This window comes from Streptomyces solitudinis, assembly GCF_036323765.1.
GTDB lineage: Bacteria > Actinomycetota > Actinomycetes > Streptomycetales > Streptomycetaceae > Streptomyces.
Genome location: NZ_JAZDCW010000002.1, coordinates 461,327 through 486,480, shown reverse-complemented (window position 1 = coordinate 486,480; position 25,154 = coordinate 461,327). Strand labels below are relative to the sequence as shown.

18 protein-coding genes are annotated in these 25,154 nt (G+C 76.0%); 10 read left to right on the top strand and 8 right to left on the bottom strand.

Translation table 11 applies throughout. The features are described from left to right. The first annotated feature begins 47 nt into the window (after positions 1-47). Positions 48-893 (top strand): PHP domain-containing protein, encoded by an 846-nt coding sequence (locus tag V1J52_RS05805; RefSeq protein WP_330138501.1) that lies wholly within the window; start codon positions 48-50, stop codon positions 891-893. 59 nt (positions 894-952) lie between these two features. Then, entirely contained in the window at positions 953-1,558 is a 606-nt protein-coding gene (locus V1J52_RS05800) for a MarC family protein (protein ID WP_330138500.1), read from the top strand. Between the two features lie 39 nt (positions 1,559-1,597). Here V1J52_RS05800 and V1J52_RS05795 read toward each other — a convergent pair whose 3' ends face one another. Both V1J52_RS05795 and V1J52_RS05790 read right to left on the bottom strand, forming a co-directional pair. Continuing rightward, positions 1,598-2,446 carry an alpha/beta fold hydrolase gene (locus tag V1J52_RS05795; protein WP_330138499.1) on the bottom strand — a complete coding sequence of 283 codons (849 nt, stop codon included), beginning with the start codon at positions 2,444-2,446 and terminating at the stop codon, positions 1,598-1,600. 88 nt (positions 2,447-2,534) lie between these two features. Beyond that, complete coding sequence (locus V1J52_RS05790) at positions 2,535-4,151, bottom strand: DEAD/DEAH box helicase (protein WP_330138498.1); 1,617 nt, start codon at positions 4,149-4,151, stop codon at positions 2,535-2,537. Positions 4,152-4,536: 385 nt separating this feature from the next. On the opposite strand from V1J52_RS05790, the gene V1J52_RS05785 reads away from it, so the two are divergent. Then, positions 4,537-5,322 carry a ferritin-like fold-containing protein gene (locus V1J52_RS05785; protein WP_330138497.1) on the top strand — a complete coding sequence of 262 codons (786 nt, stop codon included), beginning with the start codon at positions 4,537-4,539 and terminating at the stop codon, positions 5,320-5,322. Between the two features lie 112 nt (positions 5,323-5,434). Here V1J52_RS05785 and V1J52_RS05780 read toward each other — a convergent pair whose 3' ends face one another. From V1J52_RS05780 to V1J52_RS05765, 4 genes are all read right to left on the bottom strand, one after another. Beyond that, complete coding sequence (locus V1J52_RS05780) at positions 5,435-5,713, bottom strand: hypothetical protein (RefSeq protein WP_330138496.1); 279 nt, start codon at positions 5,711-5,713, stop codon at positions 5,435-5,437. Between the two features lie 146 nt (positions 5,714-5,859). Next, on the bottom strand, positions 5,860-6,087 hold the full coding sequence (locus V1J52_RS05775; protein WP_330138495.1) for a DUF3107 domain-containing protein: 228 nt from the start codon (positions 6,085-6,087) through the stop codon (positions 5,860-5,862). 160 nt (positions 6,088-6,247) lie between these two features. Next, positions 6,248-6,874, bottom strand: coding sequence for a TetR/AcrR family transcriptional regulator (locus V1J52_RS05770; RefSeq protein ID WP_330138494.1), 627 nt, complete (start codon positions 6,872-6,874; stop codon positions 6,248-6,250). 227 nt (positions 6,875-7,101) lie between these two features. Continuing rightward, positions 7,102-7,341: a hypothetical protein gene (locus tag V1J52_RS05765; RefSeq protein WP_330138493.1), complete on the bottom strand. Its 240-nt coding sequence runs from the start codon at positions 7,339-7,341 to the stop codon at positions 7,102-7,104. Between the two features lie 125 nt (positions 7,342-7,466). Here V1J52_RS05765 and V1J52_RS05760 point away from each other — a divergent pair, with 125 nt between their 5' ends. The 4 genes from V1J52_RS05760 to moeZ all read left to right on the top strand — a co-directional run bounded on the left by V1J52_RS05760 (position 7,467) and on the right by moeZ (position 12,862). Then, positions 7,467-8,483, top strand: coding sequence for an alpha/beta fold hydrolase (locus V1J52_RS05760; protein ID WP_330138492.1), 1,017 nt, complete (start codon positions 7,467-7,469; stop codon positions 8,481-8,483). 7 nt (positions 8,484-8,490) lie between these two features. Beyond that, a complete protein-coding gene (locus tag V1J52_RS05755) occupies positions 8,491-9,846 on the top strand; it encodes a DUF3152 domain-containing protein (protein ID WP_330138491.1) in 1,356 nt (451 codons plus the stop codon). Positions 9,847-10,608: 762 nt separating this feature from the next. Then, entirely contained in the window at positions 10,609-11,526 is a 918-nt protein-coding gene (locus V1J52_RS05750) for an NAD-dependent epimerase/dehydratase family protein (protein WP_330138490.1), read from the top strand. Positions 11,527-11,683: 157 nt separating this feature from the next. Continuing rightward, positions 11,684-12,862 (top strand): adenylyltransferase/sulfurtransferase MoeZ, encoded by a 1,179-nt coding sequence (gene moeZ / locus V1J52_RS05745; RefSeq protein ID WP_330138489.1) that lies wholly within the window; start codon positions 11,684-11,686, stop codon positions 12,860-12,862. Positions 12,863-12,935: 73 nt separating this feature from the next. Here the strand turns inward: moeZ and V1J52_RS05740 are convergent, their stop codons facing one another. Both V1J52_RS05740 and V1J52_RS05735 read right to left on the bottom strand, forming a co-directional pair. After that, complete coding sequence (locus tag V1J52_RS05740; protein WP_330138488.1) at positions 12,936-14,564, bottom strand: alpha/beta hydrolase; 1,629 nt, start codon at positions 14,562-14,564, stop codon at positions 12,936-12,938. Between the two features lie 123 nt (positions 14,565-14,687). Further along, positions 14,688-17,543 carry a lysylphosphatidylglycerol synthase domain-containing protein gene (locus V1J52_RS05735; RefSeq protein ID WP_443075722.1) on the bottom strand — a complete coding sequence of 952 codons (2,856 nt, stop codon included), beginning with the start codon at positions 17,541-17,543 and terminating at the stop codon, positions 14,688-14,690. A 131-nt stretch (positions 17,544-17,674) separates the two neighbouring features. On the opposite strand from V1J52_RS05735, the gene V1J52_RS05730 reads away from it, so the two are divergent. The 3 genes from V1J52_RS05730 (at position 17,675) to V1J52_RS05720 (ending at position 25,151) form a co-directional block, all read left to right on the top strand. Then, positions 17,675-18,100 carry an MGMT family protein gene (locus tag V1J52_RS05730; RefSeq protein WP_330138486.1) on the top strand — a complete coding sequence of 142 codons (426 nt, stop codon included), beginning with the start codon at positions 17,675-17,677 and terminating at the stop codon, positions 18,098-18,100. A 218-nt stretch (positions 18,101-18,318) separates the two neighbouring features. Beyond that, positions 18,319-21,660: an ATP-dependent helicase gene (locus V1J52_RS05725; protein ID WP_443075721.1), complete on the top strand. Its 3,342-nt coding sequence runs from the start codon at positions 18,319-18,321 to the stop codon at positions 21,658-21,660. A gap of 95 nt (positions 21,661-21,755) precedes the next feature. Next, positions 21,756-25,151 (top strand): ATP-dependent DNA helicase, encoded by a 3,396-nt coding sequence (locus tag V1J52_RS05720; protein ID WP_330138485.1) that lies wholly within the window; start codon positions 21,756-21,758, stop codon positions 25,149-25,151. The last annotated feature ends 3 nt before the right edge of the window (positions 25,152-25,154 follow it).

The window sequence follows — 25,154 nt, the reverse complement described above, 5'->3', positions numbered from 1 at the left end:
GGTTAGACTGGTCCGGTCCCCGTCCGCCGACTCGCTGGAGCGTGCCTGTGCGTATCGACCTGCACACCCACTCCACCGCGTCGGACGGCACCGACACCCCCGCCGAGCTGGTCCGCAACGCCGCGGCGGCCGGGCTCGACGTCGTCGCGCTCACCGACCACGACACCGTCGCCGGGCACGCGGAGGCGCTCGCGGCGCTGCCCGCCGGGCTCACCCTCGTCACCGGCGCCGAGCTGTCCTGCCGGCTCGACGGCGTCAGCCTGCACCTGCTGGCCTACCTCTTCGATCCCGAGGAACCGGAGCTGGCCCGCGAGCGCGAGCTGGTCCGCGACGACCGGGTGCCGCGCGCGCAGGCCATGGTGGCCCGGCTCCGCGAGCTGGGTGTGCCCATCACCTGGGAGCAGGTGGCCCGCATCGCCGGGGACGGCGCCGTCGGCCGCCCGCACCTGGCGACGGCCCTCGTGGAACTGGGCGTCGTGCCGGACGTCCCGGCGGCGTTCACCCCGCAGTGGCTGGCGAACGACGGGCGCGCCTACGTGGAGAAGCACGAACTGGACCCGTTCGACGCGGTCCGGCTCGTCAAGGGCGCCGGCGGCGTGGCCGTCTTCGCGCACCCCCAGGCCGTCAAGCGGGGCCGCTGCGTGCCCGAGAGCGCCATAGCGGAACTGGCCGCCGCCGGTCTCGACGGCATCGAGGCCGACCACATGGACCACGACCCAACCACCCGGACGCGGCTGCACGGACTCGCCGCCGACCTCGGCCTGCTGGCCACCGGCTCCAGCGACTACCACGGCAGCCGCAAGAGCTGCCGGCTGGGCGAGCACACCACGGCGCCCGACGTCTACGCCGAGATCGCCGCACGCGGCTCCGGCGCCCGGCCCGTCACGGGCTGACGCCCGGGCCCGTCCGGCTGCCCGTCCCCCTTCCCGCACCTCTCCCGCTAGGCACCACCGTGTTCGACGCCGCCGTCTTCGGCTCGCTCTTCGTCACCCTGTTCGTGATCATGGACCCGCCGGGCATCACGCCCATCTTCCTGGCGCTGACCTCCGGGCGCCCGGTCAAGACCCAGCGCCGCATGGCCTGGCAGGCGGCGCTCGTCGCCTTCGCCGTCATCACGGTCTTCGGCATCTTCGGCAAGCAGATCCTGGACTACCTGCACGTCTCGATGCCCGCGCTGATGATCGCGGGCGGCCTGCTGCTCCTCCTGGTCGCCCTCGACCTGCTCACCGGCAAGACGGACGAGCCCAAGCAGACCAAGGAGGTGAACGTCGCGCTGGTGCCGCTGGGCATGCCGCTGCTGGCCGGGCCGGGCGCGATCGTGTCGGTGATCCTCGCGGTGCAGCGGGCGGACGGCGTCTCCGGCCAGGTCTCGGTCTGGGCGGCGATCGCCGCGATGCACGTCGTCCTGTGGCTGACGATGCGCTACTCGCTGGGCATCGTCCGGCTCATCAAGGAGGGCGGCGTCGTCCTGGTGACCCGGCTGTCCGGCATGCTGCTGTCGGCCATCGCCGTGCAGCAGATCGCCAACGGCGTCACCCGGCTCGTCCAGGGCGGCTGACGGCGTCCGTGCCCGGCCGGCTGACGCCCCCGGGGCACGTCAGCCTGCGGACCAGAAGGCGGCGAGCGCGGCGGCCGTCCGGGCCGGGCGCTCCGCGTTCGGCGAGTGCTCGGCGCCCTCGATCACCGTGCGCCGGGCGCCCAGCCGACGCGCCATGTCGTCCATGAGCGGCACCGGCCAGGCGTAGTCGGCGGCCCCGGAGAGCACGTGCGCGCGCGGGCCGACGGCGGCCAGCTCGGCCACCCGGTCCGGTTCGCCGGTCAGGATGCGGCCCGTGGCCGTGAGCTGGGCGGGCACGGTGGCCATCCACCGCTCGCGCAGGAAGGCGGCGACCTCGGGCGGGGTGCGGGCGTCCGCCGCCTCGGGCGGGTCCAGGGCGCGCATCCGCTCCCACACCCCCGCCATGTCCCAGGCCGTCAGCGCCTCGGTCAGCATCCGCACCCGCTGCCGCTGGAGCGGGGAGACGGCGGCCGGGCCACTGCTCATGAGCGTGAGCGAGCAGAAGGCCGCCGCCCGGCGCAGCACCGCCGCACGGGCGATCAGGCCGCCGAGCGAGTGCCCGAGCAGGTGCACGGGCCCGCCGCCCAGCGCGTCGGCCTGGGCGAGCACGTCGCGGGCCAGCTCCGGGAGCGCGTAGGCGGCCTCGTCCGGCGGGCCCGGGGTCTCGTACTGGCCGCGGCCGTCCACGGCCACGACCCGGAACCCCGCGTCCGCCAGCGGGGCCAGCAGCCCGGCGAAGTCCTCCTTGCTGCCGGTGAACCCCGGCAGCAGCAGCGCCGTGCCCAGCCGGGCGTCGCCCGCCTCGTGCACGGCGAAGCCGCCCCGGGCGGTGTCGAGCCGGTAGGAGCGGGCACCGGGCGGCAGCCGGAGCGTCGGCGGTTTGCTCATGCGCCGACGCTACCGCCGCGTGCTCGGGCGCCTCAACGCCACCGGGGCGAGGGCTCCCTACGGGCCGCCGCCACGGTGACGCGGTCCCTCACGCCTCGCTCTGCGCGCTTGCGCCGCCGTTTCCGCCCCCGCTGCGGGTGCGGCGGCGACGGCGGCGCGGCTTGCGCGCGTCCGAGGCGTCCGCCGCGGTGGCGGCGGAGGCGGCGCCCGCGTCGGCGGAACCGCCCGCCCCGGCGTCGGCGGTGCCCGCACCGGCCGGAGCCGGACCGGCGTCCGCGCCCTCGGCGACGTGCACACCGCCCCGGGTGCGGCGGCGCTGGCGGGGAGCGCGGTTCCTGCGCGGGCGCTCCTGTGCGCTCTCCTCAGCGCCGCCCGCCTTGGCGCCGCGGCGCCGTCCGCCGGGCTCGCCCAGGTCCTCGACGTCCTCCGCCGCGAGACCGGCGCGGGTGCGCTCGGCCCGCGGCAGGACGCCCTTGGTGCCCTGGGGGATGCCCAGCAGTTCGTAGAGGTGCGGCGAGGTGGAGTACGTCTCCTCCGGGTCCCCCAGGCCCAGCTCCAGCGCCTTGTTGATCAGCTGCCAGCGCGGGATGTCGTCCCAGTCGACGAGCGTGATCGCCGTGCCGGAGGCGCCCGCGCGGCCGGTGCGGCCGATGCGGTGCAGGTAGGTCTTCTCGTCCTCGGGCGTCTGGTAGTTCACGACGTGCGTCACGCCCTCGACGTCGATGCCGCGGGCGGCGACGTCGGTGCAGACGAGCACGTCCACCTTGCCGTTGCGGAAGGCGCGCAGCGCCTGCTCGCGGGCGCCCTGGCCGAGGTCGCCGTGGACGGCGCCGGCCGCGAAGCCGCGCCGGGTGAGCTGCTCGGCGATGTCGGCGGCGGTCCGCTTCGTGCGGCAGAAGATCATCGCCAGGCCGCGGCCCTCGGCCTGGAGGATGCGGGAGACCATCTCGGGCTTGTCCATGGAGTGCGCCCGGAAGACGTGCTGCTTGGTGTTGGCCACCGTCGCGCCCGTGTCGTCCGGCGCGGTCGCGCGGATGTGCATGGGCTGCGACATGTACCGGCGGGCCAGCGAGATGACCTGGCCCGGCATGGTGGCGGAGAACAGCATGGTCTGCCGCTTGGCCGGGACCTGCTGGACGATCTTCTCGACGTCCGGCAGGAACCCGAGGTCGAGCATCTCGTCGGCCTCGTCCAGGACGAGCACGCGCACGTGCCCGAGGTCCAGCTTCTTCTGGCCCGCGAGGTCCAGGAGCCGGCCGGGGGTGCCGACGACGACGTCCACGCCCTTGCGCAGGGCCTCGACCTGCGGCTCGTAGGCACGGCCACCGTAGATGGACAGGACCCGTACGTTGCGGACCTTCCCGGCGGTGAGCAGGTCGTTCGTCACCTGCTGGCACAGCTCGCGGGTGGGGACCACCACGAGCGCCTGCGGGGCGTCGGTGAGCTGGCCGGGCTCGGCCCGGCCCCCCTCCACGTCCGCGGGGACGGTGACGGCGTCCAGGACGGGAAGCCCGAAGCCCAGCGTCTTGCCGGTGCCGGTCTTGGCCTGGCCGATGACGTCCCGGCCCGCGAGGGCCACGGGGAGCGTCATCTCCTGGATCGGGAAGGGAGTGGTGATGCCGACGGCCTCCAGGGCCTCGGCCGTCTCGGGGAGGATTCCGAGTTCGCGGAACGTCGTGGTGGACAGGATGCTTGCCTCTTCCATCTGACGCGACACAAGGCGGCGAGGCGGGTCGTACCGCGCCGGCGCCGATAAGACGTACGCCGCGCAGGACCACGAGCTCTCGCTCAAGCGCTCATACCGCGCGAGCGGTCCCTCACCATGAGGAGGGCGGTCTGGTCGGAGCCGATCGTGCTACCGACCGGGCATCCGCGGTCCGGGAACCTTGCCCCGGTGTGGGTCTGCGTGCGGTTCCGGCTGTCCGGCGCCGCACTGGGCGGCCCGTCGTACGACCGGCGGGCTCTATACCACTGTACCGCGAAACCGCGCAGGTGTACCGGGCCGATCTCCGCACCCGGACCGCGCGCCCCGGGCCCGGGCACCGCCCTGGGGGCTTCCGTAGCAGGTGGGGAGGGTTATTGTGCCCAGCATGGAGACGCCTGAGACCTCTGCCACCCCGCAGCCGTCCGACACCGCAGAACCTGCGACCGCCGGGGAGCCGGACGCCCCGCAGCCGTCCGGTGACGTCGCCGCGCAGGACTGGGAGCAGGCGTCCGCCGACCCCCAGTACCGGGCGGCCGTCGTCGACCTGCTCGGCGCCCTCGCCTACGGTGAGCTGGCCGCCTTCGAGCGCCTCGCGGAGGACGCCAAGCTGGCGCCGACCCTGGGCGACAAGGGGAGGCTGGCGGCCATGGCGGCGGCCGAGTTCCACCACTTCGACACGCTGCGGGACCGGCTCGCGCAGATCGGCGCCGACCCGGCGGAGGCCATGGGCCCCTTCGTGGCCTCGCTGGACGAGTTCCACCGGCAGACCGCGCCGTCGGACTGGCTGGAGGGCCTGATCAAGGCGTACGTGGGCGACTCGATCGCCTCCGACTTCTACCGCGAGGTCGCCGTCCGCCTGGACTCGGGCACCCGCGACCTCGTCCTCGGCGTCCTCGACGACACCGGGCACTCCAGCTTCGCGGTGGAGAGGGTCCGGGCGGCCATCGAGGCGGACCCGCGGGTGGGCGGCCGGCTGGCGCTGTGGGCCCGGCGGCTCATGGGCGAGGCGCTGTCGCAGGCGCAGCGGGTGGTCGCCGAGCGGGACGCGCTGTCCACGATGCTGGTGGGCGGGGTGGCCGCCGGGTTCGACCTCGCGGAGGTCGGCCGCATGTTCTCCCGCATCACCGAGGCACACACCAAGCGGATGGCGGCGCTCGGCCTCGCGGCCTGACACACGGGCGGCCCGACGCACCCGCCCGTCCGCGCGCACCCGCGCCCCGGCGTGCGGGTGCGCGCGGGGCCCGTGGTGCGCGTGGGCCGACGGGACGCCGCCCGTGCGCGGCTCAGCGGCCCGTCTGCGGCACCGGGGAACGCGGGCGGGTGCCGCGCCCGTCGACGAGCAGGGACACCAGCGCCACGGCGACGGCGACGGCCAGCGCGAGCGCGGCCGGCAGGTGCCCGGGGCCGAGCACGGCCCGGGTCACCAGGCCGCCCAGGGCGGCGGCGACGGTGCCGGTGGCCAGCACCAGCGGCGCGCTGCCGAACCGGCCGGGCAGCCAGCGCAGCGCGGCCAGGGCGACGACGAGACCGAGCAGGGCGGAACCGAGCGCTTCCCCGAGCATGGGCACCTCCCGAGCCGAGTGGCAGACCGGACTTTTCCGGTCCTACCCCGGCTTCCCGGGACGCCAAACGGCGGCCGGGAGGTCGTCCTCCCCGGCCGCCGTCGGGTACCGCTCGAATCCGTCGCCCGCGCTCGCGGGCGGGCGCTTCAGACGGCGCCGAAGCCCACCCGGCGTGCGGTCGGCTCGCCGATGTCCACGTACGCCAGCCGGTCGGAGGGCACCAGCACCTTGCGGCCGTGCTCGTCCTCCAGGCTCAGCAGACCGGCCTTGCCCGCGAGGGCGTCGGCGACGGTGCGCTCGATCTCTTCCGCGTCCTGCCGGCTCTCCAGGGTGATCTCGCGAGGCGTGTGCAGCACGCCGATCCTGACCTCCACGCTGTGTCCCTTCGTCCTTTCTGACGCTCCTGACACGGCCGCACCGACGGCCGACCGCGCACTCCCGACACCCTAGCCCGCGCGGAGTACCGCCGAGGGCCGGTCCGCCACGCCGGGAGCGAACACGGGCGGACCGCCGCGCGGCGCGTCCCGCCCGCGCTCAGTCGTGCAGGGGGAAGCCCGCGATGCCGCGCCAGGCCAGTGAGGAGATGAGGGTGGCGGCGGCGTCCCGGGGGATTGGCTGTCCCGAGCCCAGCCAGTACCGCGCGGTGATCTGCGCCATGCCGCACAGCGCGACGGCCAGCACCTTCGCCTGCTCCGCCGGCAGGCCGGTGTCGTCGGCGATGACCTCGGTGACCGCCTCGGCGCAGTCGAGGCTCACCTTGTCGACCCGTTCGCGCACGGCGGGTTCGTTGGTCAGGTCGGACTCGAAGACCAGACGGAAGGCCCCGCCCTCGTTCTCGACGAAGGCGAAGTACGCCTCCATGGTGGCGGCGACGCGGAGCTTGTTGTCGGTGGTGGAGCCCAGCGCCGCGCGCACCGCCTGGAGCAGCGCCTCGCAGTGCTGGTCGAGCAGCGCCATGTAGAGGTCGAGCTTGCCGGGGAAGTGCTGGTACAGCACCGGCTTGCTGACGCCGGCCCGGTCGGCGATGTCGTCCATGGCCGCCGCGTGGTACCCCTGGGCGACGAACACCTCCTGCGCGGCGCCCAGCAACTGGTTGCGCCGCGCGCGGCGCGGCAGGCGCGTACCCCGCGGCCGTGCCTCGGTCTGCTCGATGGCTGTCACGCCGCCTCCCTGGATCGTTCCGGACGCGAAGTGCGCCGCGTCCGTCATCGTACTTTTCGGTAACCGCCGTGCGCGCGCCGCGGCCGCAGGTTTTCGTCTTTCGGACGCCGTGGCGCCGGACCGGAGGGGGAATGAGATGCTATGTCCCCCCCCGGTCGCGGCGCGTCCGCAACGGCGCCGCCGGCGGACGGCGCGGCCCGCGGCCCGGCGCGCGGCGGTGCCGCGCGTCAGCGGTAGTCGTCCTCGTCCAGATCCACCACGCGGGCCTGCTCCGCGGCGTCCCCCGGGTCCACGGCGTCCAGGTCCTGCCCGGTCAGCGGGGCGTCCTCGGTCTCGACCAGCTCCGCGCGCTGCTCGGCGGCGTCGGCCTCGGGGGTCTCCGCGTCGGCTGCGGGGGGCGGTACGTGCTGCGTCCTGTCGTTCACGGCGTCCTCGATGGTTGTGGGATCAGTGGGCTCTGCGGGCACAACGCCACCCTCTACCCCGTCCGCCGTCCCTCACACGAGCCTATGGGCGCGGGGCGGGAAGCGCGAGACCGCCGGGAGGCGGCCACCCTCAAACGACCGCGTGATCGAGTCGTAACATGCCTTGCATGGCTTCCACCGACCCGCCCGACGTACGCACCGACGCGCCGCGCCGCGGGCCGTCGGCGGACGGTGCCCGCCGGGGCGCGCCGCGCACCGTCCCGCTGCCCGGACTGACCCTCGCCGTCCGCTCGCTGCCGGGCGGCCCCGGCGTGCCGTCCTCCCGCGGCACCCCGCCCGCCCTGTACGTGCACGGCCTCGGCGGCTCCTCGCTGAACTGGCTCGCCCTCATGGCCGAGCTGGGCGGCGACGTGGACGGCGAGGCCGTCGACCTGCCCGGATTCGGCTACTCCCCGCCGCCGCAGGACGGCGACTACTCGGTCTCCGGGCACGCCAGGGCCGTCGTCCGCTACCTGGACGCGGCCGGACGCGGGCCCGTCCACCTGTTCGGCAACTCGCTGGGCGGCGCCGTCGCCACCCGGGTCGCCGCCCAGCGGCCCGACCTCGTCCGCAGCCTCACCCTCGTCTCGCCCGCGCTGCCGGAGCTGCGGCCGCAGCGCACGGCGCTGCCCACCGCGCTGCTGGCCCTGCCCGGCGTCGTCCACGGCTACCGCAGGCTCACCCGCGACTGGACGGCCGAGCGCCGCACCCGCGCGGTGCTGTCCCTGTGCTACGGCGACCCCTCGAAGGTCCCGGAGGAGCACCTCGCGGAGGCCGTCGCCGAGTACGAGCGCCGCCTGGCGCTCCCGCACTTCTGGGACAGCCTCGCCCGCTCGGCGCGCGGGGTCGTGGACGCCTACACCGTGGGCGGCCAGCACGGGCTGTGGCGGCAGGCCCAGCGGGTGCTGGCGCCGACGCTCCTGGTGTACGGCGGACGCGACAAACTGGTGTCCGCCCGCATGGCCCGCAAGGCCGGCCGCGCCTTCCGCGACTCCCGTGTGCTGACCCTGCCGGACGCGGGGCACGTGGCGATGATGGAGTACCCGCGGGAGGTGGCCGCCGCCGTCCGGCGCCTGCTCGCCGAGGCGGACGGCGCCCCGCCCCCGCCCGGAGCGCGCCCGGCCGAGCCCGGCAGCGGGAGCTGAGCGCCGCGTGGGACGTCACAGCCGACCCCGCCGCGCCCCGCGTGCCACCGCGACCGGGGACGGGGCCGCCCGTCCGGCCGCGCCGCCGCCCATAGCCGACGCTCGTGCGGCGGCCGACGCGCGTCCGGCGACGCCGCGCGGACCCGCTCCCGCCGGGGGCGCCGAGGAGGACGCCGCCAGCCGGCCGCGGGACCGCGCGCCCGCCCGGCCCACCGTGCCCGGCCCGCGCGAGCACCCGGACGCCTACGACGTGCCCCGAGGCCACGATCCGGCCCGCGACCACGGCCCGGCCGGTGCCCCGGCGGTCCGTCCGCCCGGCAGCCCGGAGGGGCCGGAGGGGCCCGACCCGGAGTTCGTGCGGGCCTTCGACGCGTTCCCGGCCGCCGCCGGACCGGCGGCACCGGCCGCGGCCCCCGGCGCCCCGCCGTCGCGGCGGGACCCCGGGCCCGAGTCCGGGCCCGAGTCCGGGCCCGAGTCCGGGCCCGAGTCCGGGCCCGAGTCCGGGCCGGAGCCCGGGCCCGCGCCCGTCCCGGCCGGTCCGGGGCGGCCCGCGGGGCGGGCCCGCATGGTCACCGGTCTGGCCGCGGCGGCCGTCACCGCCGCCCTCACCGTGGTGGTCGCCGGGCAGACACCCCCCGCGGAGTCCGGCGGGCCGAAGGCGCCCGGCGCGCAGGAGCGCGAGACGGCCGACCCGTCCTCGCGCTCCGAGCGGGGGCCCGAGCCCGCGGGTTCGCAGGAGCCGCCGCCGAAGGCGGCGCCGGAGACCTACGAGGAGAAACTGGCCGCCGAGATACCCGTGGCCGCCGATCTGGCGGGCCCCGGCTCCTTCACCGCCGTGACCGGACAGGACCGCGGCACGGGCGCGGGGAACCGGCTGACGTACCGGGTGGACGTCGAGAGGGACGTCGGGCTGGACGCGGCGATGTTCGCCCGCGCGGTGCACACCACGCTCAACGACGAGCGGAGCTGGAGCCACGACGGAGCCCGCACGTTCGAGCGCGTGGACTCGGGGCCGGTGGACTTCGTCATCACCCTGGCGAGCCCCGGCACGACGGCCGAGTGGTGCGCCAAGTCCGGACTGGACACGACCGTGGACAACGTCTCCTGCGACTCGGCGTTCACCGAACGGATCATGATCAACGCCTACCGGTGGGGGCACGGCTCGCCGACGTTCGGCCCGGACCGCATCCGCGAGTACCGGGAGATGCTGATCAACCACGAGGTGGGCCACCGGCTCGGCTTCGGACACGTGGGCTGCCTGAAGGACGGCGCCCTGGCTCCGGTGATGATGCAGCAGACGAAGACGCTGACGTCGGGCGACGCCACCTGCCGTCCCAACGCCTGGCCCTTCCCGGAGGGTTAGCGGCAGCTCGCCCGCCGGCGGCGCCGCCACGCCTCCGGCACCGGTGGCCTGGACGCCCGGGCGAACGTAGGACCAACGGAAAAGTCACGGTTGTTCACCCGTTCCGGTGGTGCGACGGACAACCGTCCATCGCCCCCCCGCATCCCGCGCATACCGTCTTCCCGCAACGACCGGGCCCGGGAGGAAAGTCGGGGGTGACCTCATGCGCATCGCACTCATGACCGAGGGTGCTCGTTCCCTCGCGCGCGGTGATGCGGTGGCCCGGTGCGACCGGCCCGGGCGCGGGACGAGGGGCCACGCGGTCGAGGCGTACGCGCGCAGTCGCAGCCGTCGGCGGCATGAGGGCGCGCGGGCCGTCGGCGGGCGCGGGGGCGGTGGCGCGCACGGGCGCGGTGCGCCGGGCACCCCGCCGCCACGGACTCCGCCCTCTGCGCCGGGTCCGGTCAGGCGGACCGTTTCTCCAGCGGCCTCCACGGCCCCCACCGCCTCCCCTGCCCCGCCCCCGGACCCGGCGGACCGCCCGCGGCGCCCCGCTCCGCGCCACCCCGGGCGCCGGGCCCGGCCCGGCGCCACCGCGCGGACGCCGACCGCTCGCCGTCGCACCGGACCGGCTGCCCCCGCACGGCCGCTGCCCGGACCTCACCTGCCTCCCGGCCGACGCGACCACGGACGCCGGGCCTCACGTCACGACCAGCGAGGAGCACTACCGATGACCGCTCAGCACACCACTGGCGACTCCCGCCGACCGGGGGAGGAGGCACGATGAGGGTGCTGCTGCTCGGGGCGGGCGGCTTCCTGGGCCGCTACGTCGCCGACCGCCTGCTGGCCGATCCGGCCGTCCAGCTCACCGCGCTCGGCCGCCAGGACGACTCCGACGTCCGGTTCGACCTGTCCTCGGGCAGCCCCGGCGCGCTGACCCGGTTCCTCGACGCGGTGCACCCCGGCGTCGTCGTCAACTGCGCGGGCGCCATCCGGGGCGGCGCACGCGACCTGCTCCGGCACAACACCGTGGCCACGGCCACCGTCTGCGAGGCGCTGCGGCGCAGCGGCTGCACCGCCCGGCTGGTGCACGTCGGCTGCGCCTCCGAGTACGGGCCCTCCCAGCCGGGCTCCTCCACGGCGGAGGACGCCGTCCCCCGGCCCGGCGGCCCGTACGGGGTGAGCAAGCTGGGCGCCACCGAACTGGTGCTCGGTTCCGGGCTGGACGCGATCGTGCTGCGGGTGTTCTCCCCGGCGGGGCCCGGCACCCCGGCCGGGTCGCCGCTCGGGCGGATCGCGGAGGCCATGCGGCGCGCCATGCAGCAGGGTGACCACGAGCTGAAGCTGAGCGGGCTCGGCGTCCAGCGCGACTTCGTGGACGTGCGGGACGTGGCCCGCGCAGTGCACGCCGCGTCGCTGTCGGCCGCCCAGGGCATCGTCAACATCGGGACCGGCCGGGCGGTGCGGCTGCGCGACGCGGCCGGGGTGCTCGCCCGGGTCGCGGGCTACGCCGGGGCGGTGCTGGAGCTGGACGAGCCGCACCTGGGCGCGGGGCCGCCGCAGCCGGCGTACCCGGACGGCTGCGGGGTGTGGCAGCAGGCCGACGTGCGCACCGCCCGCGACCGGCTCGGCTGGCGTCCGCGCATCGGCCTGGAGGAGTCGCTGGCCGACATCTGGATGGAGGCGGCCTGCCGCATCTGACCCCGGCAAGCGCCCCGGCCGCGGCCCGCCGCCGGGGCGCTGCCCGGACACTGGGACGGTTCCGTCTCGCGGAACGGACCGGGTGTCTCGGAATGAGATCGCCCGTGGCAGTGTTACGGGAAGAACAACCGTTCCGACCACCCTTGCTGAGGTCTCCGTGTCGCTGCCACCGCTGGTCGAGCCGGCTTCCGAGCTCACCGTCGACGAGGTCCGCAGGTACTCCCGCCACCTGATCATCCCGGACGTCGGGATGGACGGGCAGAAGCGGCTGAAGAACGCGAAGGTGCTCTGCGTCGGCGCGGGCGGCCTCGGCTCCCCGGCGCTGATGTACCTGGCGGCGGCCGGTGTGGGCACCCTCGGCATCGTGGAGTTCGACGAGGTCGACGAGTCGAACCTCCAGCGCCAGATCATCCACAGCCAGGCCGACATCGGCCGCTCCAAGGCCGAGTCCGCGCGGGACACCGTGCTGGGCATCAACCCGTACGTGCAGGTCAACCTGCACAAGGAGCGGCTCGACTCGTCGAACGTCATGGAGATGTTCGCGCAGTACGACCTCATCGTGGACGGCACGGACAACTTCGCCACCCGCTACCTGGTCAACGACGCGTGCGTGCTGCTGAACAAGCCGTACGTGTGGGGCTCCATCTACCGCTTCGACGGTCAGGCGTCGGTCTTCTGGAGTGAGCACGGTCCCTGCTACCGCTGCCTGTACCCCGAGCCGCCGCCGCCGGGCATGGTGCCCTCCTGCGCCGAGGGCGGCGTGCTGGGCGTGCTGTGCGCCTCCATCGGGTCGATCCAGGTCAACGAGGCCATCAAGCTGCTCGCCGGTATCGGCGACCCGCTGGTCGGCCGCCTGATGATCTACGACGCCCTGGAGATGACCTACCGCCAGGTCAAGGTCCGCAAGGACCCGGAGTGCGCGGTGTGCGGCAAGAACCCGACGGTCACCGAGCTGATCGACTACGAGGCGTTCTGCGGTGTCGTCTCCGAGGAGGCCCAGGAGGCCGCCGCGGGGTCCACGATCACGCCGACCCAGCTCAAGGAGTGGATCGACGGCGGCGAGAGCATCGACATCATCGACGTCCGCGAGCCGAACGAGTACGAGATCGTCTCCATCCCCGGCGCCCGGCTGATCCCGAAGAACGAGTTCCTGATGGGCGGCGCCCTCCAGGAACTCCCGCAGGACAAGAAGATCGTCTTGCACTGCAAGACGGGTGTCCGCTCCGCGGAAGTCCTCGCCGTCCTCAAGAGCGCGGGCTTCTCCGACGCCGTCCACGTCGGCGGCGGCGTCATCGGCTGGGTCCACCAGATCGAACCGGAGAAGCCGGTCTACTGAGCGGCACCGGAAGCGCAGCCGCGTGCGGAACGGGTCCGGGCGCGTCCCCGCCCGCTCCGTACGCGGCACCGGGTCAGGCCGGGCACTCCGTGCCGTCCTGCGGCACGGAGCCGCGCAGCAGGTAGGCGTTCACCCGGTTCTGCACGCACGCGTCGCCGCTGTTGTACGCGCCGTGCCCCTCGCCCCGGTACGTCAGCTCCACGCCCACGTCCCCGCCGAGCGCCCGCGCCATCCGCGCCGCGCCCTCGTACGGCGTGGCCGGGTCGCCGGTGGTGCCGATGACGAGGACCGGCGGCGCGTCCGGCGCGCTGACCACCGGGTGTTCCGCCGCGCCCTCCACCGGCCAGCCGGTGCACGACAGCAGGCCCCACGCCGACGTCTCACCGAAGACAGGTGACGCCTCCCGGAAGCGGGGAAGCCGCTCGCGGACGTCCTCGACCGTGTAGCGCGGCTCGGCGTCCGCGCAGGTGATCGCGGTGAGCGCGGCCTGGCTGTTGTCGTAGCTCCCGTCGTCGCGGCGTCCGTTGAGCAGGTCGCTCAGCCGCAGCAGCAGCGTCCCGTCTCCGTCGTTGACGGCGTTCTCCAGCCCGTCGGTGAGGAGGTCCCAGAAGTCGGGCGAGTACAGGGACAGCGCGATCCCGGCGGCGGCCAGCGTGGCGTTCAGCTCGCGGCCCCCGGGGTCGGCCGTGGGCATCGGCTCCCGGTCGAGGCGCTCCAGCAGGTCCACGATCCGCTGCTCGCCCTGGGCCGGGGTCGGCCCGACGGGGCAGTCGCCGTCCTGGTCGCACGCCTTGAGGTAGTTGGTCAGGGCGAGCTGGAACCCCTTGGTCTGGTTGAGGCTGGACTCGGCCGGGTCCAGCGTCGGGTCCACCACGGCGTCGAACACCGCCCGGCCGACCTTCTCCGGGTACAGGTGCGCGTAGACGCCGCCCAGCTCCGTGCCGTAGGAGATGCCGAAGTAGTACAGCCGGCCGTCGCCGAGCACCTGCCGCAGCAGGTCCATGTCCCGGGCGGTGTCGGCGGTGGTCAGGTGCGGCAGCAGCTTCCCCGACCGCTCCTCGCACGCGCGGGCGTAGGCGCGCTGGTCGGCGAGGTACTCCTCGGCCTCCGCGCCGGTGGAGGGCACGGTGGCCTCCTGGAGGTAGGCGTCCAGCCGTTCGTCCGGCAGGCAGCGCACCGCGGAGCTGCGGGCGACCCCGCGCGGGTCGAAGCTGACGAGGTCGTAGCGCTTGTGCAGCTCCGCGTACTCGGCGCCGGACAGGGGCAGCGTCGTCACGCCGGAGCCACCGGGACCGCCGAAGTTGAAGACCAGCGAGCCGATGCGCTCCGGCCCCTCCGCCTTGGTGGGGGCCCGCACCAGCGCGATGTCGAGGGTCTCGCCGTCCGGCTCGCCGTAGTCGAGCGGCGCCTTCATCGTGGCGCACTGCCAGCCGGTGCCGTCGGGCATCGGCTCCGGCGGGACGGCCGGAGGGCCGCCGCCGTACTCGGGCGAGGGCGGGCAGGCGGACCAGCTCAGCTCCTGCCCGGTCAGCGTGCCGGGCAGGTCGGGCGGGTCGGGAGGCCGCACCGGCGCCCGTTCCGCCGCCCGCGCGACCCGGCCGCCGTCCGGTGCGGTGGCGGTGCCGCCGGCGCACCCGGTGGCGCCCGCGGCGAGCAGGACGGCGGCGGCCAGGGCCGCGCCCCGGCGGCTGGCGTGGGACATGGCGGCTCCCTGGGGTCGGGTGACTGCCATCGTCGGTGCGCCCGGCCGTCCGCTGCCCGGTGTACGGACCCGTCCGGGTGACGCTCCGGGGCGCGCCGCCCGCCCGCCCGCGCCGTCGCGCCCTCAGAGCGCCTTGCGCTGGGTGAGCCGGGTGAACGCCACCCAGCCGGGCAGGACGGGCAGCCAGAACGTCAGCGCCCGGTACAGCAGCACCGCGGAGGTCGCCGTGGTGAAGTCCATCCGCCCGATGGTGGTCAGCCCCAGGACGAGGGCGCCTTCCACGGCCCCGATGCCGCCGGGGGTCGGGGCGGCCGAGCCGAGCGCGTTGCCCGCCATGAACACGACGGCGACCATGGTGAAGCTGACCTCGGCGCCGAACGCCCGGATGCAGGCGTCCAGGCAGGCGACGAACGACAGCGTGATCAGCAGCATGCCGCCGATGCCGCTGGCCAGCTTCGTCGGCCGCTGCACCACGTCCAGCATCCGCGGCACCACCCCGGCGAACAGCGCCCGCACCCGGGTGACGACGAACCGCCGCAGCGGCGGGATGGCGGAGACGATGAGCACCAGTACCGCCGCCGTCAGCAGCCCCGCGATCACCGTGCGGGACGGCGGGATGGACGGGGCCTGCTCCTTGCCGGTGATGTACCCGAAGCTCAGCAGCAGGGTCACGTGCACACCCAGCGTGAACAGCTGGGACGCGCCGACGCTCGCCACCGCGTGCCCCGGACGCACCCCCGCGCGCTGGAGGAAGCGGGTGTTCAGCGCGACGCCGCCGATCGCGGCCGGGGCGACCAGCTTCACGAACGACCCGGCCACCTGCGCGGTCACCGTCCGCCAGAACGGCACCCGCTCGGGCACGAAACCCAGCAGCGCCAGGGCGGCGGCCACGTAGCTGGCCGTCGAGCAGGCCGCGGCGAACGCCACCCAGCCCCAGTGCGCCTCGGTGACCAGATCGACGAGGTTGACGTGGACGAGGGACGACAGCAGGAAGTAGGCGGCCAGCGCGCCCGCGATGACGGTGACGAGGGTGCGCGGCCGGATGCGTTCCAGCCGCACCGGCGCCACCGGGGCCTGCGGCCTGATCCGCAGCACCTCCTGGCGGATCTGGGACAGCAGGTCCTCCTCGCGCGTCTCCTCCAGCGCGTCGTCGATCGCCTTGCGCTCCGCCCGCTCCGAGGTCGCGCCCCCCCGGCCGCGCGGCGGGCTGCCGTCCGCCGCGTCCCCGGCGCGCTGGGCCTGCGCCTCGCGCTGCTCCCGGTGCGCCTGCGCCGTCTCCAGGACGCGCTCCCGCTCCCGCTCGGCCCGCTCCTTCGCCCGCTGGCGCAGGGTGTGCCGGGTGCCGCGGCTCAGGGCGATCGGCTGGAGGAGCGGCAGGCTGTCGGCGACGGCGTCGGGGCCGAGCACACCGACCGCCGCCCGTACCGCACGCTCGGCGCCGGCCCGCAGCCCGAAGGTCGTCAGCAACTGCGCCACGTCCGTGCGCAGGCTCATGTCCCCGGCCGCGATCTCGCCACCGCGCAGGTCGGTGAGGAAGACGGCACCCGCACCGTCCACCAGCAGCGCCTCCCCGCCCAGCCTGCGGTGGGCGATCCGGCGTGACTGGAGCGCGCGCACCTGCTCCCAGGCCGCCCGCATCAGGTCGTCGCTGACCTCCTCGTCCGGCACGGCGTCCAGCGGACGGCCGCCGATGTGCTCGTAGACGAGCATCACCGCGTCCGGGCCCAGCTCGGAGGTGGCGATGAGCTTGGGCGCGTTGGCCCCGGCGGCGATGGCGGCGTACGCGAGCAGCGCCTCCTGCTCCAGCGCCTGCCGCAGCGACTGGAGGTTGCGGCGCTGGGTGATGCCGCGCAGCGCCAGGCGCCGCCAGGCGCGGTAGAAGTAGCCGTGCGCCTGCTGCTCCCGGTCGACGATCGTGACGTCCAGCGGGGGGCCGTTCTCCAGGGCGACGAGGTAGCGGCGCCCCCGGTCGCTGTCCGCGAAGCCGTCCTCGGCGCGCTGGGCGCTCACCGGCGTGAACCCGACGCGGCGCAGTCCCGCCAGCAGGTTCTGGCCGGTCGGCCGGACGTTGGGCGAGCCGACCGCGTACAGGGTGCCGTAGGCGATGGCCCAGCCGATGAGCACCGTCAGGACGATGGCCAGCGACGTGGTGTAGCCGCTGACGAGCACGGACAGCGCGTCGGCGAGCAGGACCACCCACAGCAGCACCCGCCAGCGCGGCCTGCGCGCCATCCCGACGGCCGTCATGTAGGCGATGACCGGGCCGAGGTAGTTGTGCACCGGGTCGGTCAGGCCGCCGCCGGGCGCCGACTTGGTGAACGCGTCCTGGATGGGCGGCGGCGCGGCCTCGGCGATCCACAGCGCGACGGCGAGCGAGACGCCGTGGGCGAGGACGGCGGCCAGCACGCCGTCGGCGATGCGCAGCCCGTCCCGCTTGATGAGCCGCTCGATGGCGAAGGCGACGGGCACGATCAGCACCGCGATGCTGGAGACGACGCCCAGGACGCTGATGACCAGCGGCGGGGCCTGATCGGCCCCCTTGTCGATGTCCTGCTCGATGCCCGCGGTCGTGGCGTGGGCGAAGTAGGCGATGGCCAGGACGACGGCGACGCCCAGGCAGCCCAGCAGGAGCCGCAGCAGGTCCGAGGGGCGGTGCACCCGCGCCGCGAGCAGCGGCTCGTCGCCGTCGAGCCGCTCGGGCGGTTCGGCGGAGGCGGCGGGGCGGGCGGACCTGCCGGGGAGGTGTTCGGCGAGCCCGGCCAGGCCCGGCAGGTTCGGGAACCCCGTCCCGCGTCTGCCGCCCGGGCGTTCGGACCCGGCGGCGCCCGGGGCGGCGGCGGGCTTTGCGGCGGCGGGCTCCGCACCGGTGGCCGGGCGGGCGTCCCCGGCCGGGCGTGCGGCACCGTCCGGGTGGCCCTCACTCGGCTCCGAGGCTCCGCCCGGCGGCTTGTCCGACTGCTCTTCTTCGTCCCGTATCACGCGTCACCGCCCGCACGATGGTGGCACGGGAGGGAACCCGGTGGTCGCATCAGGGTGCATTTGGGGGCAGACCTGTGATCTTCACGACCCCGTGCCACCGCCGGCCGGGGCCGTCTGTGACGTGGTGCACCATGGCGCCCATGGACGGAGCAGCCGAGGAGCCGGACCGCCTTCCGGAGTACGCCGAGCGGGTCCTGGAGGTGGCCGGGTCGATCCCGCCGGGCCGGGTGCTGACCTACGGGGACATCGCCCGGTGGCTCCGGGAGGAGCGGGAGGAACAGGAGGGGCGCGAGGCGGCCCCGGACGCTCCGTCTTCCGGGGCCCGTCCGGGCGGCGGCGGGCCGCGCCAGGTGGGCCGGGTCATGGCGCTGTACGGCGGCGCGGTGCCCTGGTGGCGCGTGGTGCGGGCCGACGGGGTGCCGCTGCCCGGCCAGGAGCGGCGCGCCCTCGCCCGCTACCGCGCCGAGGGGACCCCGCTGCGCGTCCCGGCGGGCGTCGGGGCGCGGCCCCGGGTGGACCTCCGGCGCGCCCGCTGGGACGGGGCCCCGCCGGACTGACGGGCCGCGCGGACGGGCGCCGGGCGCCCGGCGCGGGCGGCGCCGGGCGTGGCGGCCCGGGCGGGTGAGGCTGTTCACAGTCACCAGCTTCCGTCATGGCTCGCCGTCCCCTGCGGCGAGCGGGCCGTGCGGAGTGCCCGGGGGACCGGCTGCGTCCCGGCAGGCCCTTCGCGTACCGTCGGCATCTCCCCGAACAGATTCCAGGACCGGCGATCCACGTGAGTTCCTCCAAGAAGTCCGCTACGTACCGTCTGGTGCGCACCCCGCCGGGCCGGGCGCCTCTCCCTGCCTTGGACGCAGGCCAGCGCGCCGTGGTTGACCACGAGGGCGGGCCGCTGCTGGTGCTGGCCGGGCCGGGCACGGGCAAGACGACCACGCTGGCGGCGTCCGTCGCCGAACGGGTGCGGCGGGGCACCGACCCCGGGCGCGTCCTGGTCCTGACCTTCAGCCGCAAGGCCGCCGTCGAGCTGCGGGACCGGCTGGCCGCCCACCACACCGGCTCCGCCACGCGGGCGGCGCCGCTGGTGAGCACGTTCCACTCCTACTGCTACGCCCTGGTGCGCGCCCACCAGGACGCCGAGCTGTTCGCCGACCCGCTGCGGCTGCTGTCCGGCCCCGAGCAGGACCTCTACATCAGGGAGCTGCTGGCCGGGCAGGCCGCGGGCGTCTCCGGCATCCGCTGGCCCGACGACCTGCGCGCCTGCCTGACGACCAGGGGCTTCGCCGACGAGGTCCGCGCGGTGCTCGCCCGCAGCCGCGAGCTGGGGCTCGGCCCCCGGGAGCTGGCCGACTTCGCCCGGCGCACCGGCCGCCCCGACTGGCGGTCGGCGGCGGCCTTCCTCGCCGAGTACCTGGACGTGCTCGACCTCCAGGGCCTCCTGGACTACGCCGAGCTGGTGCACCGGGCGGTGCTGCTCGCCGAGGACACCGGGCCGAACGGCGCCGCCGGGTTCCTCGCGGGCGCCTACGACGCCGTGTACGTCGACGAGTACCAGGACACCGACCCCGCGCAGGTCCGGCTCGTACGGGCGCTGGCCGGCCCCCCGGGAAGCCCCCGCACGCTGGTGGCCTTCGGCGACCCCGACCAGTCCATCTACGCCTTCCGGGGCGCCGACGTGGGCGGCATCCTCGGCTTCCCCGCCGACTTCCCCGGCGCCCGCACCGCCCACCTGAACACCAACCGGCGCTCGGGCGCGGACCTGCTGGCCGCCACCCGGCTCCTCGCCCGGCGGATGCCGCTGCCGAGACTGGGCGCCGACGCCGTCCGTGCCCACCGCGAGCAGTCGGCCGCACGGCCGGGCGGCCGGGTGGAGGCGTACACCTACACCTCGCCGGGCGCCGAGACGGCGGGCGTCGCCGACCTGCTGCGCCGCGCTCACCTGGAGGACGGTGTGCCGTGGCGGGAGATGGCCGTGCTCGTCCGCTCGGGCGGCTCCCTGCCGGTGCTGCGCCGGGCGCTGACCTCCGCCGGGGTGCCGGTGGACGTCTCGGGCGACGACCTGGCGCTGCGCCACGAACCGGCGGTGGCCCCCCTGCTCACCGCCCTGCGCGCGGTGGCGGGCACGGACGGCGCGCGGGGCGCGCGCCCGGCGGGGGACGGCGGCGCGGACCCGGGCGGTGCCGGTGACGGGACGGACGACGGCGCGGGTGACGCGTCCGGCGGCTCCGGGGACGCCGCCGCGCCCGCCGCGGCGGCGTGGCTGGACACCGAGACCGCGCTCACCCTGCTCGCCTCCCCGCTCGGCGGCATGGACGCGGCGGACCTGCGCCGCCTCGGCCGCGCCCTGCGCGAGGAGGAACGGGCCGCGGGGCGCGCCGTGCCGAGGCCCTCCGACGAGCTGCTCGCCGAAGCGCTGGCCGAACCGCAGCGGCTGGTCGCCCACGACCCGGGCTACGCCAAGGGCGCCCAGCGGCTCGGCCTGCTGCTGCGCAAGGCCCGCGAACGGCTCGCCGGGGGCGGCACCGCCGAGGAGGCCCTGTGGGAGCTGTGGGACGGCACGCCCTGGCCGCAGCGGCTGGAGCGGGCCGCCCGCCGGGGCGGGGCCGCGGGGCGCAACGCCGACCGGGACCTGGACGCGGTGTGCGCCCTGTTCGAGGCCGCCGCCCGCGCCGAGGAACGCACCGGGGGCCGGGGCGCCCGGAACTTCCTGGCCGAACTGGAGGCCCAGGACATCGCCGCCGACACGCTCGCCGCCCGTGCCGCACGGCCCGACGCCGTCCGCCTGATGACGGCGCACCGCAGCAAGGGCCTGGAGTGGGGGCTCGTCGTCGTGGCCGGGGTCCAGGAGGGCGTGTGGCCGAACCTGCGCCGTCGCGGTTCCCTGCTGGAGGCCGACCGGATCGGCCCGGACGGGCTCGCCGAGCCGCTGCCCACCGGAGCGCTGCTCGCCGAGGAACGGCGCCTGTTCTACGTCGCCGCCACCCGGGCGCGGGACCGACTGGTGGTGACGGCGGTGAAGGCCGCCGCCGAGGACGGCGACCAGCCCTCCCGGTTCCTGGCCGAGCTGGGCACCCCGCCCCGCGACGTGGCCGGGCGACCGGCCCGGCCGCTGTCCGTGGCCGGGCTCGTCGCCGAACTGCGCGCCACGACCGTCGACCCCGCCGCGAGCCCCGCCCTGCGCGACGCGGCGGCCCGGCGGCTGGCCGCGCTCGCCGCGCTGCGCGACGACGAGGGCGGCGCCCTGGTCCCGGCCGCCCACCCCGGCCGCTGGTGGGGCCTGGCCGAGCCGACCCGCTCCGCCGTCCCGCTGCGCGACCCGGAGCAGCCCGTCGCCCTGTCCGGCAGCGCGCTGGGGCGGCTCACCGACGTCTGCTCGCTCCAGTGGTTCCTGGGCAGCGAGGTCAAGGCGGACGCCCCGGCCAGCGCGGCGCAGGGCTTCGGCAACGTGCTGCACGTCCTGGCCGACGAGGTGGCCTCCGGCACCACCCCCGCCGACCTGGGAGTGCTGCTGGAGCGGCTGGACACCGTGTGGGACGCGCTCGCCTTCGAGGCGCCCTGGCAGTCCCGGCAGGAGAAGGACAACGCCCGCGCCGCGCTCGAACGCTTCCTGCACTGGCACGTCCTCGAACGCGACGGGCGGGAGCCCGTGGCCACCGAGCACGGCTTCGACGTCACGCTGACCGCCGGCGACGTGCGGGTCCGGGTGCGGGGCAGCGTGGACCGGGTCGAACGGGACGCCGAGGGCCGCTTCTACGTCGTCGACTTCAAGACCGGCCGCGCCAAGCCGACCGCCGCCGAGGTCGAACGGCACCCGCAGCTCGCCGTCTACCAGCTCGCGCTGCGCGAGGGCGACCCCGCGGCCGAGGTGGCCGGCGCCGAACTCGTGCACCTGCGGCTCGGCGCGGCCCGGCAGGCGGGCGGCGAGACGCTGCCCGCCGTGCAGCGCCAGGAACCGGTGACCGCCGGCCCGGAGGGCGACTGGGTCGGCCCGCTCCTCGCGGACGCCGCCGGCCGGGTCCTCGACGAACGCTTCACCCCCTCGCCCGGACAGCACTGCGCGCACTGCGCGTTCCGCTCCGCCTGCGCCGCCCGCCCCGAAGGCCGCCACGTCATCGAGTGAGACCCCGCTCCGGTGACGTCCCCGTTCCGCCGGTGCCGGGGGCCGGGGCGCCGAGCGGAGCGGGGTGTCGGTGGGAGGCGTTAGCGTCTTCTGTCGTGACCGCGCGCCTCACCGACCCCGGACAACTGCGCGAGCTGCTGGGCATCCCGTTCACCGCCGAGCAGCTCGCGTGCGCCGCCGCGCCCGCGGCCCCCCAGGTCATCGTCGCCGGGGCGGGCTCGGGCAAGACGACGGTGATGGCCGCGCGGGTGGTGTGGCTGGTCGGCACCGGGCAGGTCGCCCCGGACAGGGTGCTCGGGCTCACCTTCACCAACAAGGCCGCCGGCGAGCTGGCCGACCGGGTGCGCCGCGCCCTGGTGCGCGCCGGAGTGCTCGATCCGGACGAGGCACCGCCGGGGGACGGCCACGGCGCCGAACCCGGCGAACCGGACATCTCCACGTACCACGCCTTCGCCGGGCGGCTGCTGAGCGAACACGGACTGCGGCTGGGCCTGGAACCCTCCGCCCGGCTGCTCGCCGACGCCACCCGCTACCAGCTCGCCGCCTCCGTGCTGCGCGCGGCGCCGGGCCCGTTCCACGCCCTGACCAAGAGCGTCAGCGCCCTGGTGGAGGACGTCCTCGCGCTCGACGGGGAACTGTCCGAGCACCTGGTGGAGCCCGCACGCCTGCGCGCCCACGACACCGGGCTGGCCGCCCACCTGGAGAGCGGCGCCGTCCGGCTCTCCAACGCCGCCCTGCGCCGGATACCGCAGACGGCGCACGGCCGGCTGGAGCTGCTCGGGCTGGTCGAGGCGTACCGGGCCCGCAAGCGCGAGCGGGATCTGCTCGACTTCGGGGACCAGATCGCCCTGGCCGCCCGGCTGGCCCGCGACGTGCCGGAGGTGGGCCGGGCGCTGCGCGAGGACTACGCCGTCGTCCTGCTCGACGAGTACCAGGACACCTCCGTCGCCCAGCGCGTCCTGCTGGCCGGACTCTTCGGCAACGGCACGGGGCACCCGGTGACGGCCGTGGGCGACCCCTGCCAGGCCATCTACGGCTGGCGCGGCGCCTCCGTCGCCAACCTGGACGACTTCCCCCGCCACTTCCCCCGCGCGGACGGCCGCCCCGCCGACCGGTACGCGCTCAGCGAGAACCGGCGCAGCGGCGGCCGGCTGCTCACCCTCGCCAACACCCTCGCCGCCCCGCTGCGCGCCCGGCACGCGGGAGTCCAGGCACTGCGCCCCGCGCCCGGCGCCGAACAGAGCGGCCGGGTGCGGTGCGCCCTGCTGGACACCCACGCCGCCGAACTGGACTGGCTCGCCGACTCGCTGGCCCACCTCGTGCGCACCGGCACCCCGCCCGGGGAGATCGCCGTACTGTGCCGGGGCGCGGCCGACTTCGCCGAGATCCACGGCGCGCTGGTGGCGCGGGACCTGCCGGTGGAGGTCGTCGGCCTCTCCGGGCTGCTCCACCTGCCGGAGATCGCCGACCTCGTCGCCACCTGCGAAGTGCTCCAGGACCCGACGGCCAACGCGGCGCTGATCAGGCTGCTCACCGGCCCGCGCTGGCGCATCGGCCACCGCGACCTGGCGCTGCTGGGCCGCCGCGCCCGGCTCCTGGCCGACGCCGGCGCGGGCCGCGGCGAGGACGCCGACGCCCGGCTGGCCGCAGCCGTCGAGGGCACCGACCCGGCGGAGGTCGTCTCGCTGGCCGACGCGCTGGACACGTTCCTGGAATCCGGCGGCCACGAGGACGCGCTGCCGTTCTCCGCCACCGCCCGCGTCCGCTTCGCCCGGCTGGCCGCCGAGATCCGCGAACTGCGCCGCACCCTGGCCGACCCGCTGATGGACGTGCTGCACCGCGTGCTCGCCGTCACCGGGCTGGAGGTGGAGCTGGCCGCGTCCCCGCAGGCGCTGGCCGCCCGCCGCCGCGAGACGCTCGGCCGCTTCCTCGACCTCGCCGCGGGTTTCGCCTCCCTCGACGGCGAGGCGTCGCTGCTCGCCTTCCTCGGCTTCCTGCGCACCGCCGTGCAGTACGAGAAGGGGCTCGACAGCTCGCTGCCCGGGGGCGAGAACACCGTCAAGGTGCTCACCGCGCACAAGTCGAAGGGCCTGGAGTGGGACGTCGTCGCCGTGCCGGGACTGGTCAGGGGGCAGTTCCCCAGTACCCGCGGCCAGGAGTCCTGGCTCACGCAGCCGAAGGTGCTCCCGCACCCGCTGCGCGGCGACGCGGCGACCCTGCCGCGGCTGGAGGCGTGGACGGCGGCGGCCCGCACCGCGTACGACACCGCGCTGAAGGAGCACCAGGCCACCGAGGAGCTGCGGCTGGGCTACGTCACCTTCACCCGGCCGCGCAGCCTGCTCCTGGCCTCCGGGCACTGGTGGGGGCCCAGCCAGAAGAAGCGGCGCGGCCCCTCGCCGTTCCTGGAGGAGCTGCGGGCGCACGTGGAGGACGATCCCGCGCACGGCGAGGTCGAGGCGTGGGAGCCCGAGCCGGAGGAGCGGGCGGAGAACCCGGCGCTGAGCGCGCGGCGCGAGGAACGGACGTGGCCGCTGCCGCTGGACGAGGCCGCGCTCGCCCGGCGCCGCACGGCAGCCGACACGGTGCTGGCCCACCTGGAGCACGCCGGCGAGCCCACCGCGGGCGCCCTGGCCCCCGCCGTCCCCGCCCAGTCCGGGCCGCGTGAGGCGCCCGCCGGTGACGGGGCGCCCGGGGACGAACCGCCCGCCACCCCGGCCCCGGCCCCGGACGACGGGCTCAGTCCCGAGGAGGCCCGGCTCGCCGCCTCCTGGGACCGCGACCTGACCGCTCTCACCGGAGAGCTGCGCCGCGCCCGCCGCACCGTCCGCGAGGTCGAGCTGCCCGCCACGCTCACGGCCTCGCAGCTGATGCGCCTGGCCAGGGACCCGGAGCAGTTCGCGAAGGACCTGGCCCGGCCCATGCCGCGTCCGCCCCGGCCCGCCGCCGCCCGCCGGGGCACCCGCTTCCACGCCTGGGTGGAGTCCCGGTTCGAGGAGCTGACCCTGCCGTTCCTCGGCCCCGACGAGCTGCCCGGCGCGGACGGTGACGACCCGCTGACCGGCGCGGCCGGCATCGCCGACGAACACGACCTCGCCGCGCTCAAGGAGGCGTTCGACCGCACGCCCTACGCCCACCGCACCCCGTACCGCGTCGAGGAGCCGTTCCAGATCGAACTGGCCGGACGCACGGTGCGGGGCCGCATCGACGCCGTCTACCAGGACGCGGACGGCTTCGAGATCATCGACTGGAAGACGGGGCGCGGCCAGGACGCCGACCCTCTCCAGCTCGCCGTCTACCGCCTGGCCTGGGCCGAGCGGCACGGGCTCGACCCGGACGCCGTGCGCGCCGGGTTCCTGCACGTCCGCAGCGGCCGGGTGCTGCGTCCCGCCGGGCTGCCGGGCCGGGCGGAGCTGGAGCGGCTCCTGCTCACCGGCCCGGACGAGGAGGCGGCGCAGGGGAGCGCCGCGCGGCCCGCGGGCCGTCCCCGATAGGCT